The organism is Streptomyces siamensis (assembly GCF_039543605.1).
GTDB classification, from domain to species: Bacteria; Actinomycetota; Actinomycetes; order Streptomycetales; family Streptomycetaceae; genus Streptomyces; species Streptomyces siamensis.
Genome location: NZ_BAABKB010000027.1, coordinates 33,752 through 48,157, shown reverse-complemented (window position 1 = coordinate 48,157; position 14,406 = coordinate 33,752). Strand labels below are relative to the sequence as shown.

Annotated in this window: 12 protein-coding genes; 7 read left to right on the top strand and 5 right to left on the bottom strand. The window is 71.7% G+C overall.

Annotated features, from left to right (window positions below; genetic code table 11):
* The first annotated feature begins 220 nt into the window (after window positions 1–220).
* The 3 genes from ABEB03_RS28805 to ABEB03_RS28795 are packed head-to-tail and all read left to right on the top strand — an operon-like array spanning window position 221 to window position 2,664.
* Window positions 221–871, top strand: coding sequence for a helix-turn-helix domain-containing protein (locus ABEB03_RS28805; protein ID WP_345655617.1), 651 nt, complete (start codon window positions 221–223; stop codon window positions 869–871).
* A 32-nt stretch (window positions 872–903) separates the two neighbouring features.
* A complete protein-coding gene (locus ABEB03_RS28800; RefSeq protein ID WP_095937784.1) occupies window positions 904–1,434 on the top strand; it encodes a toxin-antitoxin system, toxin component in 531 nt (176 codons plus the stop codon).
* A gap of 12 nt (window positions 1,435–1,446) precedes the next feature.
* The gene (locus tag ABEB03_RS28795) at window positions 1,447–2,664 is read left to right on the top strand and encodes an MAB_1171c family putative transporter (RefSeq protein WP_345655615.1); all 1,218 of its coding nucleotides are present in this window, start codon (window positions 1,447–1,449) and stop codon (window positions 2,662–2,664) included.
* A 46-nt stretch (window positions 2,665–2,710) separates the two neighbouring features.
* On the opposite strand, the gene ABEB03_RS28790 is transcribed toward ABEB03_RS28795, so the two are convergent.
* A complete protein-coding gene (locus ABEB03_RS28790; RefSeq protein WP_345655613.1) occupies window positions 2,711–3,754 on the bottom strand; it encodes an alpha/beta fold hydrolase in 1,044 nt (347 codons plus the stop codon).
* A 379-nt stretch (window positions 3,755–4,133) separates the two neighbouring features.
* Between ABEB03_RS28790 and ABEB03_RS28785 the strand changes: the two genes are divergently transcribed.
* Window positions 4,134–4,370 (top strand): hypothetical protein, encoded by a 237-nt coding sequence (locus tag ABEB03_RS28785; protein WP_345655611.1) that lies wholly within the window; start codon window positions 4,134–4,136, stop codon window positions 4,368–4,370.
* Here the strand turns inward: ABEB03_RS28785 and ABEB03_RS28780 are convergent.
* Both ABEB03_RS28780 and ABEB03_RS28775 read right to left on the bottom strand, forming a co-directional pair.
* Window positions 4,361–5,050 (bottom strand): 4'-phosphopantetheinyl transferase family protein, encoded by a 690-nt coding sequence (locus ABEB03_RS28780; RefSeq protein ID WP_345655609.1) that lies wholly within the window; start codon window positions 5,048–5,050, stop codon window positions 4,361–4,363. The genes ABEB03_RS28785 and ABEB03_RS28780 overlap by 10 nt on opposite strands.
* Window positions 4,998–5,897: a metallophosphoesterase family protein gene (locus tag ABEB03_RS28775; protein WP_345655607.1), complete on the bottom strand. Its 900-nt coding sequence runs from the start codon at window positions 5,895–5,897 to the stop codon at window positions 4,998–5,000. Before ABEB03_RS28775 ends, ABEB03_RS28780 begins: the two co-directional genes overlap by 53 nt.
* A gap of 264 nt (window positions 5,898–6,161) precedes the next feature.
* On the opposite strand from ABEB03_RS28775, the gene ABEB03_RS28770 reads away from it, so the two are divergent.
* The 3 genes from ABEB03_RS28770 to ABEB03_RS28760 all read left to right on the top strand — a co-directional run bounded on the left by ABEB03_RS28770 (window position 6,162) and on the right by ABEB03_RS28760 (window position 10,337).
* Entirely contained in the window at window positions 6,162–7,328 is a 1,167-nt protein-coding gene (locus ABEB03_RS28770; protein WP_345655605.1) for an ATP-grasp domain-containing protein, read from the top strand.
* Between the two features lie 151 nt (window positions 7,329–7,479).
* Window positions 7,480–9,168 (top strand): carbohydrate binding domain-containing protein, encoded by a 1,689-nt coding sequence (locus ABEB03_RS28765; RefSeq protein WP_425589318.1) that lies wholly within the window; start codon window positions 7,480–7,482, stop codon window positions 9,166–9,168.
* Window positions 9,169–9,323: 155 nt separating this feature from the next.
* A complete protein-coding gene (locus ABEB03_RS28760; RefSeq protein WP_345655602.1) occupies window positions 9,324–10,337 on the top strand; it encodes a D-cysteine desulfhydrase family protein in 1,014 nt (337 codons plus the stop codon).
* Here the strand turns inward: ABEB03_RS28760 and ABEB03_RS28755 are convergent.
* On the bottom strand, window positions 10,297–11,181 hold the full coding sequence (locus ABEB03_RS28755; protein WP_345655600.1) for a sulfotransferase family protein: 885 nt from the start codon (window positions 11,179–11,181) through the stop codon (window positions 10,297–10,299). The genes ABEB03_RS28760 and ABEB03_RS28755 overlap by 41 nt on opposite strands.
* Before the next feature lie 173 nt (window positions 11,182–11,354).
* The gene (locus tag ABEB03_RS28750; protein ID WP_345655598.1) at window positions 11,355–14,402 is read right to left on the bottom strand and encodes an alpha-mannosidase; all 3,048 of its coding nucleotides are present in this window, start codon (window positions 14,400–14,402) and stop codon (window positions 11,355–11,357) included.
* Window positions 14,403–14,406: the final 4 nt, after the last annotated feature.

The following is a 14,406-nucleotide window of genomic DNA, read 5'->3' as shown; positions in this document are numbered from 1 at the left end:
GGAGGTCACCCCTCTTGCCTCTGCGGCCTTCACGCGGCGCCCCGATCCTGCTGCCCAGGGCACAGGCGTGTCAACTATCGTGGCATTTGGCGACCGTTGACGGCTGAATCTCGCCACAGTTGTGGCGAGACCTGGATGTGAGTTCGACCGAGGGGCTAGTCTCCCGGTGGTTCCTGACCTTCTTGAGAGCGACCTGTAGAGAGACGTAGGAGATCTGTCGGTGACGGATGGCTTCGAGGTTCCGGGCGCCACGGCGACGGTTCTGCTGCAGGCCGTCGTGACACGGGTCAGCGACCTGGCCACCAGGCTCGGCGTGCAGCTCTCCGAGGTCTTCGACATCCAGCGCCTGTCCGCCGGTTCCGGCGTCCCCGAACCCGTGGTGAAGGCCCTGCTGAGCGGCCGCCACGCCGGCGAACCCGACCTCCAGGCCCGCTTCCTGCAACGACTCGACCTGCTGCGCCGCACCCGCCTCAAGCCCAACGGACGCCGCTACACCCAGCAGGAGATCGCCGACGGCGCCGGCATGTCGCGCCAGCAGGCGGGTGCCCTCATCAACGGCGACCGGCGCCCCACCATGGAGCACTGCGACGCCATCCAGCGCTTCTTCCGGGTCCACGCCGGATTCCTCACGGCCGAGGACTCCGAGGCCCTCGTGAGCGCCCTCCAGCGCTCGGAGCAGGAACTCCTGCAAAGACTCGCCGACCGCGAACGCGCGGCGGCCGCCGCCGACCCGCTGGAGCGGCTGCTCCTGGACCACGGCGTCCGCGGAATCGCCTGGCGGGCCGCGCAGTTGCCCACCGACCAGCACCGGGACAAGGTCGCCGAGTGGCTGGACATGCTCCTGGAGAGCGTCAAACGGCCAGAGTCGTGAGCCGGGGGAGAGTTGTGGGCATCGGAAGGGAAATGCGCCGCCTGTGCGGCGAGTTGGTAGCGGAGCTGTCGCTCCCGGCACCGGCGGAACCCGCCGAGCTGTACGCGGCGCTGTGCGGCGCGATGAGCAGGCGCCGGGGCCGCCCCGTCCAGTTCCGCACGGCCGCCTTTCCGCCCGGCACCGCGAGCGGGCTCTGGCTCGACATGGCCGAACAGGACCTCGTCGTCATCGAGGAGCGCACCGCGCCGGACCACCAGCTGGTCATCCTGGGCCACGAGCTGTGGCACATGAAGGCCGGGCACTGCAGCCACCACGTCGAGGGCGCTGCCGTCGCCGCCCGTTTACTGAGCGACGGCGCCGACCTCCAGGAGACCGTCCTGAAGGTGGCCGCGCGCACCCGCTTCGACATGGACGACGAGAAGGAGGCCGAGAGCTTCGGCCTGCTGCTCGCCAGCAAGTGCCGTACCTGGCTGGCCGGTTCACCCCTGCGCGGGCCCGTGCAGCGTGACGGTCTGGCCGGCCGCATCGAGGCGTCGCTGGGCTACCGCGGACCGCAGGGCTGAAGGTCCCGGAACATGGACGGATCCAGCTACTACATCCCCGCCGCCGCCATGGGTGCCGCCATCGCCTTCAAGGGCCCGGCGCTCCTGCGCGGCTGGCGCGATCCGCTGCTGCGCTCCGTCGGTGTGCTCCTGGCGCTCGCGGGCCTGGTGTTCCTCTTCGCGGCCCCGCCCACCATCGGCAAGGTCAACGAGGTCACCGGGATCCCCAACATCTCGGCGCCACTGGTCTACTGCCTGCTGAGTGCCTTCAGCGCCTCCTGCCTGGTGCTGATCATCAACTGGCGTGGTGGCCGGCCCGAGGTGACCCGCCGCCTCTCGCGCCGCTGGATCGCCGGATACAGCGTGGTGGGTGCGGCGCTGATCGTGCTCTTCGCCCTCGGCGACGCCCCCGAGGAGCGGCTGCGTGACTTCGACACCTACTACGCGAACACGCCGTTCCTGCGCGAGATGATCGTGCTGTACCTCGTGGCGCTGTCGGCCGCGGGCATCGCGATGAACATCATGTGCTGGCGCTGGGCGCTCCAGGTGCACGGCTGGCTGCGGGCCGGCCTGGTGATCATCGCGTTCGGTTCGCTGTGCAACATCCCTTACTCGGCGGCCAAGTTCGTCGCCGTGGTCGCCCGCTGGAACGGCGGCGACCTGGACGGCCTGAGCACCAATGTGGCGCCGGTGCTGGCCTCCGCCGGAGCCCAGATCACCGCGGTCGGCTTCTGCGTCCCGCTGGCCTGCCAGCGCATCGGGGACAGCTGGAACACCTGGTCGACGTACCGCAGGCTGGGTCCGCTGTGGCGCGAGCTGAAGCCGGTCGCCGTGGACGAGGACCGGGCGGTGCGCATCTCCTGGTGGTCCTCCGCCGAACTCCAGGTCACCCAGCGGGAGTCCGACATCCACGACGGCATGCTGAGCCTGTACCCCTACTTCGACTCCGAGGTGCGCTCCGACGCCTACGACGCGGCCGTGGCGGCGGGATCGCCGCCCGCCCGGGCGCAGGCGGAGGCGGACGCGGTGATGGTGACGGCCGCGGTGCGGGCCAGGGCCGCCGATCCGGACGGCAGGGTCATCGACTCGGCGGAGGCCGCCGGAGGGGCGGCCGCCCAGGTCGCGTCCACCGACGGGCCGCGCGACCTGGTGGGCATGTCCATCGCCCTGCGCGAGTCCCCGGTCGTGGCGGCCGCCCGCGGGCGGGCCGCGAGGCGTCCGGAGCGCGACCTCCGGGAGCGCACCAGCTAGGGCCTTCCGACAAGGCGGGACCTGTCGGACCGGGCCTGGCGGAACCTCATGTGGCGCTGCGTTCGCTCGCCTCGCGCAGGTCCCGCTCCACCGCGCGGTTCTGGGGCGTGTCCGGCCGGCCCACGCTCGTCCCGGAGCGGCCCGCGCGCAGCAGCTCGCGCCAGTGCTCACGACTCCAGTCCGCGGGGGCCGTGGTGGTGGTGAACTCCTCGACCAGGGCCAGGAAGCGTGCCGGGTCGCTGTGGAAGGGGAAGTGGCCCGCGCCCTCGAAGACCTCCAGCCGGCTGCCCGGCATGGCCCGGTGCGCGCCGTGCGCGTGTCGGACGGGCACCACGCTGTCCCGGTCGCCCCAGAGCAGCATCGTGGGCATGCCCTCCGTGAGGTAGCAGCGGTCGAGCATGGTGACCGCCTGGCCGCGCCAGTCGACGACGGCCCGCAGGGTGCGGATGAAGGCGCTGCGGGAGGTCGTGTCGGGCAGCGCGTCCACCAGGGTCAGCAACTCGGGTGCGTCCTGGCCGAGATCGGTGTCGAGAAGGCTCATGAGCCGGGCGAACAGGCCTACTTGCAGGCGCATGCCGGGCAGCCGCAGCGCGGAGAGCATGAGGTGCGCGCCGGGCAGCGAGACCGCCCGCAGGACGGGGTTGACCTCGCCGCCGACACCGCCCGCGCTCACCAGGACGAGCCGTTCGGTGCGCTCGGGGTACTGGTAGGCGAACTGCATGGCGACGCCGCCGCCCAGCGAGTGGCCGACCAGGGTGGCGGACTCGATGTCGAGCGTGGCCAGCAGATCGCGTACGCCGTTGGCGTAGGCGGCCACGGAATAGTCGGCCCGCGGCTTGTCGGAGGCGCCGTGGCCGAGCAGGTCGGGCGCGATCACCGTGTGGGTGCGGGCCAGGTCGGGGATCAGCTCCGCCCAGGTCGCCGACGAGTCGCCGATGCCGTGGATCAGGACGAGCGCGGGACCCTCGCCGGCCATCCGGTAGGCGCGCCGGTAGCCGTGCACGACGCGGTGGTGCAGGCGCAGTTCCCCGTCGGCCACGGAGCGCAGCCGCACGGTTCTCCGCGGCCGTCCGAGCGGTGCGTCGGCCACCGGGCCACCTCCTGTCGCCACGCCGCCGTGCGGCGGCTCCCACGCCCTTCGTACGGGCGTCTCGCGTCCTCCTCGGCACACCGTCCGGGCGGCCGGGCCGCCCGTCGAGCGGCGCCCGCGCCGCCGGTCGCGGCTGCGTCCCGCCCGCCGTGCGGGCGGCCGCCGCGGTCCCGGGCAGGCGCCGTCCGGCCGTCGCGAGGGCGGCCCCGAGGCTCTCCTCCCCAGCCTAGGGCCCCTGTTCCACAGGGGATTTCCGTGATGTTTCGCCTCCGCTAAGCGGGCGAACCTCCACGTACCGAAACGGGATTGTCAGTGGCGGACGGCAAGCTGGAGTCAGGCAGCACCTGACACGACCAGCCGACCCGGGGAGAGCCGTCCGATGCCGACCGCCGTACTGACCGATCACGAACGCGCCGCCGTGCAGGCCTACCTCCGCCTCCTGCAGACCGTACGAGCCGCCTTCGACGGCCCGCCGGACGGGCGCCTACCACCCGTGGTGCCCCCCGCCGTGCTCGCGGAGGCGGAGCGGGCCCTGGCGGCGGCAGGTCTCGCGGGCAATGAGGAGGCGTTCTTCAGGCTGTTGCAGACCTGGTGCCCGGAGACCGCTCAGGCGTGAGGCACGGTGACGACCGTGCCGACCAGGCCCCGTTGGACGGTCCAGCGTCCGTCGAAGACCTCGACGCGCCGGCCGTCCAGCAGGGGCCCGGGGACCAGCAGCCGTGCGCGCAGGCGGCCCGAGGGGCCCTGGCCCGGGGAGCCGGGGTGCGGGAGCAGGTCGATGTCGGCCTCGGAGAAGTCCAGCCACTTCCTGGTGAGCGGGAACCACGCCTTGTAGACCGACTCCTTGGCGCTGAACAGCAGTCGGTCCCAGTGGACCGCGGGGTGCTCGGCGGCGAGCCGGTCGAGGCGGCCCGTCTCCGCGGGCAGGGCCACGGACTCCAGGACGCCCTCCGGGAGCGGCTGATGGGGTTCGGCGTCTATGCCGAGGGAGGCCAGGTCGGTGGCGCGGGCGAGTGCGGCGGCCCGATAGCCCTCGCAGTGCGTCATGCTGCCGATCAGGCCGGCGGGCCACTGAGGTGCTCCGCGCTCGCCCGGCAGGACGGGGGCGGGGGGCACCCCGAGCTTCTCCATGGCACGGCGGGCGCAGGCGCGCACGGCGGTGAACTCCCGGCGCCGCTTCTGCACGGCCCGTGTCAGCAGCGCCTGCTCCTCGGGGTACAGGCTGGCGCCCTCGGCCCAGTCGTCACCGTAGCTCTCCACTGCCACGGCCGACTCCGGGAGCAGCTCCTCCATCACCGGCTCCGACCTCCATCGGCAGAATGCGGCGCAGCGTGCCCGGCTCTCCGGGGCGCTTGCGCCATTCTCGGGGATAACCCACGGACACCTCTTCGAAGCGCACACCCTCGTGCCAGGTGGTCCGGGGGATGTGGAGATGACCGTAGACCATGGCCTGGACACGGAACCTGCGGTGCCAGTCGGCGGTCCGCCGGGTGCCGCACCACATGGCGAACTCGGGGTAGCGCAGGATGTCCGTCGGATGGCGGTCCAGCGGGTAGTGGTTGACCGGGACGGTCGGCAGGTCGTCGGGCAGTTCGGCGAGTCTGCGCTCGGTCTCGGTGACCCGGGCGTGGCACCAGGCGTCGCGGCTGGGGTAGGGGTCGGGGTGGAGCACGTGCTCGTCGGTGCAGACCACGCCCGTTCCCTCGGCGTAGGCCAGTCCCTGCGCCTTGGTCACGCAGCCCTGCGGCAGGAACGAGTAGTCGTAGAGCAGGAAGAGCGGGGCGACGACCACGGGTCCACCGGGCCCCTCCCAGACCGGGTAGGGGTCCTCGGGGGTGATGACGCCCAACTCGCGGCAGACAGCGACCAGATGCTCGTAGCGGGCGACGCCGCGCAGCTGCACGGGGTCCTTCGGGTGGGTCCACAGCTCGTGGTTGCCGGGCACCCAGATCACCTTGGAGAAACGTGCGGCGAGGGTCTGAAGCGCCCACCGGATGTCGGCGACGAGCTCTCCGACGTCACCGGCGACCAGCAGCCAGTCCTCGTCGGTCTCGGGGTGCATCTTCTCGACCAGGGCGCGGTTCTCCGGGTATCCGATGTGCAGATCGCTGATGGCCAGCAGATTCCCGTGCCCGGCGTCCATCGACCGCACTCTCCGCACCCCCGTAGAAGACGAATGGCAACACAAGAACACATACGCCCGGCACGGGACAAGGATGCCCGGACACGACACCCGGGAAATCCGTAACACGCCCGTAGCCGTACGGGGGGTGCGCGACCCTTATGATCGCCCCAACACGGCTGCCACGAACCTTTCTTGGCGTACGGCGGCTTGGTGTTCCTCCCTCTCCCCTGGCCGGGCACGGCCCGCTCCGCCGTGCCCGTGAACCCCCGAAAGGCGGCCTGCATGGATTTCCGCGTACGCGTCTGGCTCAACCGCACGTACGCGGAGAACGTGTTCTTCATGGATCAGCTGCGAAGTAATCCGCAGGGCCGCCCGGTCGAGATCCATGCCACGCACGGCGACCCGGACTCCCCCGTGCTGGCCGCCGCCGACACCGCCGAGCTGGAGCCCGAGGGCCTGTCCCCGCGCGCCTACGTCGAGTACGCCCTGGACCAGTGCGCGCGTCACTCCATAGACGTGTTCGTGCCGGTGCTGCACCAGGCCGCGATCGTGGCCCAGCGCGCCGAGTTCGCCGCGCTCGGTACGGCTCTGCTGGCCCCGCCCCCCGAGGCGGTGGCCGTCTTCCAGGACAAGGCCACCGCCTACCAGGCGGTGCAGGCGGTGGGTGTGCCGGTGCCGCCGTGGTGGCGGGTGCGCACCGAGGAGGAGCTCCTCACGGCCGTCGAGTCGCTGGAGGCCGCGGGTCACAGGGCCTGCTTCAAGCCGGCGGCCGGAGCGGGCGGAGTGGGCTTCCGTGTCATCACGCGGGCTCCTTTCTCGCTCATGCACCTCAATGGTTTCCCGAGCCCCTTCGTGCCGCTGGACCTGGTCGTGGCGGCGCTGCGCGAGGCGGACGAGCCCGTGGACTGGCTGGTGATGCCGCGGCTGGAGCAGCCCGAGGTGTCCGTGGACTGTCTGACCGCGCCGGACGGGCGGGTCCGCATGGCGGTGGGCCGCACGAAGAACGGCCGGCGCCGCGGCTTCACGCTGCACCCGTCGTGGACCGAGCCGGCGCGGCTGCTCGCGGAGGCGTTCGGACTGCACTATCTGTCGAACATCCAGTTCCGCATGTTCGGGGACCAGCCGGTCCTGATGGACGTGAACACGCGTCCGGCGGGAGGTCTGCACCAGCTGGCGCTGTGCGGGATCAACGCTCCCTGGGCCGCGGTGCGGCTGGCGCTCGGCGAGGAGACGGGCGAGGTGGTCCCGGCGTCCCTCGGAAAGGACTACACGGTGGTCTCGGGACCCCGCGCGGTGCGTCCCGTGTCGCTGCCGCAGCAGCGGACCGAGTCGCCCGCGCCGTCGCTGCCCGCCGTTCCGGCCCCGGCCACGGAGCCGATGGCTCCCTCCTCCGGCGGACCGTCCGCGTCGGCCGGCGCGCCCGCGACGGCGGCCACCCTGCCCGCCTAGCCTCCCCTCCCCCGACCTCCGCCACACCCCGTCACGCCTACCGGTCTGGACCAATTCTCGCGCAGCGTCTTGACAGCGAGATTGGTCCATACCAACTTGGTTGCGCACCTCTCAGCACTCCCGAACACCCCCATTTCTTCAGGGAGATCGCGTGCGCATCGCAGACCTCAGACGTTCCAGACATCGTTTCCTGGCCCTGCTCGGCACCGCCGCGCTGGCCCTGGCCGGGGCGGTCGCCCTCCCCGGCACGGCGCAGGCCGCCAACATCCTGTCCAACCCCGGCTTCGAGACCGGAAGCCTCTCCCCCTGGTCCTGTTCCGGCAATTTGGGCTCCGTCGTCTCCAGCCCCGTGCACGGCGGCTCCAAGGCGCTCTCGGGAGCGGTGAGCGCCAGTGACAACGCCCAGTGCACCCAGACCGTGTCGGTCCAGCCGAACACGACGTACAGCCTCTCGGGCTGGGTGCGCGGCAGCTACGTGTACCTCGGCGTGGACGGCGGTGCCTCCACCTGGACGACGTCCCCCTCGGCCTACAGCAAGCTGACCGTGTCCTTCACGACCGGCGCCTCGCAGACCAGCGCCAAGATCTACGTCCACGGCTGGTACGCGCAGGGCACCTACTACGCCGACGACATCAGCCTGGACGGGCCGGGCGGCGGCGGTGGCTCCGACACCCAGGCGCCGACCGCCCCCACGAACCTGACCTCCACCGGCAAGACCTCGTCGAGCGTCTCCCTGTCGTGGGGCGCGTCGAGCGACAACGTCGGCGTGACCGGCTACGACGTCTACAGCGGCTCCAACCAGGTGCTCACGGTGTCCGGCACCAGCGCCACCGTCAGCGGACTGTCCCCGAGCACCGCCTACACCTTCACCGTCAAGGCGCGGGACGCGGCCGGCAACACCTCCCCGGCGTCCAACGCCGTGTCGGTGACGACGAACGCGGGCGGGGGCGGCGGCACCGGCTTCAAGCAGGCGGCACCGTACCTGTTCGAGGGCTGGGGCGACCCGCCGAGCCCGACCACGGTCATGAACGCGACCGGCGTCAAGTGGTTCACGATGGCGTTCGTGCTCGACTCGGGCGGCTGCAACCCCGCCTGGGACGGCAACCGGGCGCTGACCGGCGGCGTCGACCAGACCGCCATCAACCAGATCCGCTCCGCGGGCGGTGACATCGTCCCCTCCTTCGGCGGCTGGCAGGGCAGCAAGCTCGGCGCCAACTGCTCCTCGGCGAGCGCGCTCGCCGGAGCCCTGCAGAAGGTGATCGACGCCTACAGCCTCAAGGCGATCGACATGGACATCGAGAACACGGACGAGTTCGAGAACGAGGCCGTGCAGGCGAAGATCCTGACCGCGCTGAAGACGGTCAAGGCCAACAACCCCGGCCTGAAGACCATCGTCACCTTCGGCACCTCGACGACCGGCCCGACGTACTACGGCAACCGTCTCATCGAGCAGGCGCAGTCCCTGAACGCGGGCATCGACGTCTTCACGATCATGCCGTTCGACTTCGGCGGCGGCTCCGACATGTACGGCAACACGGTCAACGCCACCGAGGGGCTCAAGGCCAAGCTGAAGTCGACCTTCGGCTGGGACGACGCGACGGCCTACTCGCACATCGGCATCTCCGGCATGAACGGCCTGTCCGACCAGCAGGAGAACACCACCCCGGCGATCTGGACGCAGATCCGCGACTGGGCGAACTCCCACCACATCGCCCGGCTCGCCTTCTGGGCGGTCAACCGTGACCGGCCCTGCCCCGGCGGCGGCGTGGTGAGCAACTGCTCCGGCATCAGCCAGAACACCTGGCAGTTCACCTCCATCACCGCGGGCTTCACCGGCTGACGGACCGCCAGGAGGACGAAGCAGGAGACACAGGTGGGCCGCCCGGACACCCGGGCGGCCCACCGCCGTCCGCACGACGGCCCCGAGCCGACGGTCCGGGCAGGTCACGGGATACTCTCGCCGCGACACCGGAACCGTCGGAAGGGCCCGTGGCGATGACGACACACCGTGAGGACGACACCTCGCCACGCGCCCCGCTGGGCACCTGGCCCACCCTGCTCGAACCCGCGCCCCGGCTGGCCCGCGCGCTCGGCCTCGGGCCCGAGGATCTGTGGGTCAAGCGCGACGACCTCACCGGCCTCGGCGGCGGCGGCAACAAGATCCGCAAGCTGGAGTGGACGTGCGGCGCGGCCCTGGCCGCGGGCGCGACGACCCTGGTGACGACGGGTGCGCCGCAGAGCAACCACGCGCGCCTGACCGCGGCGGCCGGTGCCCGGCTCGGTCTCCGCGTCGTCCTCGTGCTGGCCGGGGCACCCGGCGGGACGGCCTCCGGCAACCTGGCGCTCGACGGGCTCTTCGGCGCCACGGTCGTCTGGGCCGCGGACGGCGAGCCCCTGGATTCCCGCGCCCGCAAGGTGGTGGAGGAGGAGCGGGCACGCGGCGAGGTCCCGGCGCTGATCCCCTTCGGCGGATCGAGCGCGCTCGGTGCCCGCGGCTACGTCGAGTGCGCACGCGAACTCCTCGACCAGGCACCGGACCTGGCGACCGTCGTGGTGGCGCTCGGCTCGGGCGGCACCATGGCCGGCCTGGTCGCGCACCTCGGGACCTCCCGCGTCCTAGGTGTGCACTGCGGCGCCGTCACCGACCCCGCCGCGACGGTGACGCGACTGGTGGACGAGCTGGCCGGGCCGGGGGGCGTCACCGGGGCTCCGCGACTGCGCCTCGACCAGGTCGGCGACGGATACGACACGCCCGGCGAGCCGGTGATGAACGCCCTGACCCTGGCCGCGCGCACCGAGGGCATCGTCCTCGACCCGATCTACACGGGGCGGGCGATGGCAGGGCTGATCGCGGCCGTCGCGGACGGCGACATCACCCCGGGACGGCGCACCGTCTTCCTGCACACCGGGGGGCTGCCCGGCCTCTTCGGTCATCCCGCCACGCTCGCCCGGGCGGGCGCCGCGCTGCTCAGTCCTCCGGATAACCCCAGGCACGCGCCAACTGCCTGAGCCTGGGCGGGAGTTCGACCGAAGGATCGGCGGTCCGGGCGGGCTGCACGCGGCCGGACCTGATGGTCTCGCTCCAGTCGCCGAGCTGGGGGCGGAAGGTGCCGTGGTCCTGGGCCCCGTAGTCGAGCATGGCGGCCTCCCAGGGGACGCCCAGGTAGCCGCAGATGCCGCGGGTGGTGCTCTCCGGGTCGGCGGTGAGCGCCTCGTAGGTGATGACGTGGGCGTCGAGGTTCTGGCGGGCCTCCTCAAGCTTCTCGCTGTAGTCGAGGACCTCGGCGGTGATCCCCGCGGGGTCGGGATCGGTGCGCCGGTTCGTGAGGGAGGCGATGACGGCGCCGGGGTGGCGGAGCAGCAGGATGTAACGGGCGTGCGGCCAACATCGGTGCAGGCGCGGCCAGACGAGGGTGTTGGGCGGGGTCTTGTCGACGATGATCCGCTTGCCGCTGCGGGTGAGTTCGAGGTGCAGCAGCCGGTCCCACAGGGCGTGCTCCAGCTCGGTCCTGTCGAGTTCGAGCGCCCGCATCGCGTCCGCGGTGAAGTCGCGGGACAGGTGGACGTGGACGGTGCGCAGATGCATCTCGTGCGGAGCGCGGATCTGGCTGTGGCTGTTCAGCAGGACGCGCAGCAGCGTCGATCCGGAGCGCACGGACGACAGCACGAACACCGGTGATTCGACCAGGCGAGGGGCGGGCGGGGCGGTGTACCCGCCGTCGGCCGGACCGCCCGGCCCCCGGGGCGAGGGCACCGCGTCCAGAGCCCTCCTGGGCGGCCGCACCGCCTCGGCCATCAGCCTCCCCCGACGCCTCAGGCCCTTGCCGATCGCGGACATACGCGGGTCTCGCACCGTGCCACCTCTTTCTCGTCGTTCCCCCGCATCACAGGGGGGAAGGGCGAACTCCAGGTGTCGCGCGGGGAACGGGCCGTGGTCACGGCGGGTGTCGGACCCATCGTGACCAGGCCTCTTACCTCTTCCTTAATTCTTCATGGGAAGTGCGGCCGGATTCCTGTCGCGTGCGGTCACTTCTTCTCCACGGCCAGCCGCAGGGTCAGCACCTCGAAGGGCCGCAGGGTGAGCGGGACCGCGTTCCCGTCGGTGTCCGCGCGGGAGAGCGGGCGCTCCAGCAGGTCGGTCACCTGAGCCGCGCCGAGCGGGAACCCGGTGCGCAGGGTGCCGGTGGCGCGGCCGCCGCGGGACTCGTAGAGCCGTACGACGACATCGCCGGAGGCGTCGTCGGCGAGTTTGACCGCCTCGACGGTGACTCCTTCCCCGTCGACGGAGACGACGGGTTCGGCGGGGCCGTGCGCCTCGGCCGGCCGCAGCGGCAGGTTGAGGGCGTAGCCCTCGGCGACCGCGTCCTCGATGCTCGCCCCGGGCAGCAGGGAGTACGTGAAACGGTGGCGGCCCTGGTCGGCCCCCGGGTCGGGGACGCGCGGGGCACGCACCAGGCTGAGCCGGACCGTGGTGGTCGTGCCGCCGTCCTCGCGGACCGTGCGGGAGACGTCGTGGCCGTACGTCGAGTCGTTGATGACCGCGACGCCGTAACCGGGTTCGCCGATGTGCACCCAGCGGTGGCCGTACACCTCGAAGCGGGCTGCCTCCCAGCTCGTGTTGGTGTGCGTGGGGCGCTGGACGTGACCGAACTGGATCTCGGCCGAGGAGTGCGGGGCGCGGACGTCGACCGGGAAGGCGGCCTTGAGGATCTTCTCGCTCTCGTGCCAGTCGATGTCCGTCTCGAAGTCGATACGGGGGCTGCCGGCCCGGACCGTGATCGTCTGGGTGATCGTGGAGCCCTTGCCGAAGGAGCGGGTGACACGGATCGCGCCGGCCAGCGGGTCGTCCTCGACGACCGTGACCGAGTCGGGCTCCAGGAGGTCCGTGTACCGGTTCTTGTAGTGCTTGTCGATGTCCCAGGCGTCCCAGTAGTTGGGCAGGTCGGTGTGCAGGCGGAGCAGGTTGCCTTGGTCCGCGAGGACCTCGCGGTCCGCCCGCAGGTCGCGCACGGACGACAGGGTGCCGTCCTCCGCCACCCGGACCCGGACCAGCCCGTTGTCCAGGACGCGGCCGGACACCTTGACCGGCTGCGGGGGCCGGGCGTCGGCCAGGGGCGCGCTGCCGTTCGCCGGCACCTCCACGTACGCCGGCGTGCCGTCCGTCGTGCGGACCACCTCGGCGCGGTCGTACGGGCTGGTGTTGAAGACACGCGTCCCGCCGGAGCCGAGGGCGGTGATCGCGGCCGTCGTCAGCTCCTCCAGTTCCCGCCCGACGCGGGCGTACTCGGCCTCGGCCTCGCGATGCACCCAGGCGATCGACGACCCGGGCAGGATGTCGTGGAACTGGTGCAGCAGCACCGTCTTCCACAGCCGGTCGAACGCCTCGTACGGGTAGGCGTAGCCCGGCGCTTGGAGGGCGGCCGTGGTGGCCCACAGCTCCGCCTCGCGCAGCCGGTGCTCGCTGCGCCGGTTGCCCTGCTTGGTGCGGGCCTGGGAGGTGTAGGTGGCGCGGTGCAGTTCGAGGTAGAGCTCGCCGGCCCACACCGGGGCGTCCGGGTACTCCGCGCGTGCCTTGGCGAAGAACGCGTCGGGGTGCTCGACCTCGACCTTCGCGGAGCCCTCCAGGTCCTTCAGCCGACGGGCCCGCTCCATGATCTCGCGGGTGGGGCCGCCACCGCCGTCGCCCCAGCCGAAGGGGGCCAGTGAGCGGGTGGCGCCGCCCTTCTCGCGGTAGTTGCGCACCGCGAGGGCCATCTCCTCCCCGCTGAAACGGGCGTTGTAGGTGTCGACCGGCGGGAAGTGGGTGAAGATCCGGGTGCCGTCGATGCCCTCCCACCAGAACGTGTGGTGGGGGAACTTGTTCGTCTGGTTCCAGGAGATCTTCTGGGTGAGGAACCATTCGTTGCCGGCGAGCTTGGCGAGCTGCGGGTAGGCCGCGTTGTAGCCGAAGGAGTCCGGCAGCCACACGCCCTTGGTCTCGACGCCGAAGTGCTCGATGAAGAACCGCTTGCCGTGCACGAGCTGACGGGCGAGTGCCTCACCGCCGGGCAGGTTGCCGTCGGCCTCGACCCACATGCCGCCGACCGGTGCCCACTGGCCCTTCTTCACGGACTCCTGGATGCGGGCCCACACGTGCGGGTAGTTGTCGCGCACCCACTCGTACTGCTGGGCCTGCGAGCAGGCGAAGACGAACTCCTCGTACTCGTCGGCCAGCGACGTGACGTTGGAGAAGGTGCGGGACGTCTTGCGCTTGGTCTCGCGGATCGGCCACAGCCAGGCCGAGTCGATGTGCGCGTGGCCGACTCCGGAGACGATGTGGGCGCTGGCGTTGGCGGGCTTCGACAGCACCGGTTCCAGGGCCGCGCGCACGGCGGGCGCCGAGCCGGAGATGTCGTCCAGGTCGAGCAGGTCGAGGGCCCGGTCGAGCGCGTGCATGATCTCGTGCCGGCGCGGGTCGTGCTCGCCGAGCTCCAGCATCAGTTCGCGCAGCACCTGGATGTCGAGGTCCAGGTGCCACACGTCCTCGTCGAGCACGGCGATGTCGGCGCGGCGGAAGGTGTACAGCGGTCGGTCGCCCGCCGTCAGCACATCGCCCAACGGGGTCGGGCCCGCGAAGTCGTTGGCGAGGATGTCGGGGTTGGAGGCGGCCTCGACGAGGTACTCGACCGGCTCCCCGCCGACCGCCGGACGGGCGATGGGGACGTACTGGTTGAGCGGGTTGACCGCCTTCAGCGGTGTGCCGTCGGCGAGGTGGACGAGGGCCTCGGCCTGGTTGCCGGGCCAGTCGCCCACGAAGCCGAGGTCGATGACGGCCTCGACGCGCCTGCCCGCGTACGCGGCCGGCACCTGCCCGCGCATGCGGAACCAGGTCGTCCCCCACGGCGGGCCCCACGGGGTGTCCATCGCGAAGGGTTCGTACGGGGCGGCCGCGGCCTCCTCGAAGGGGACGGGCTCCCCCGGGGCCTGCCAGGCCTCCACCACGAGGGGGACGGTGGCGGCGTAGGTCGCGGGCTTGATGCGCTGGTCGTGGATGCGCTCGACGCGCTCCTCGATGCGGCGGCGTTCGTCATGCATGGCC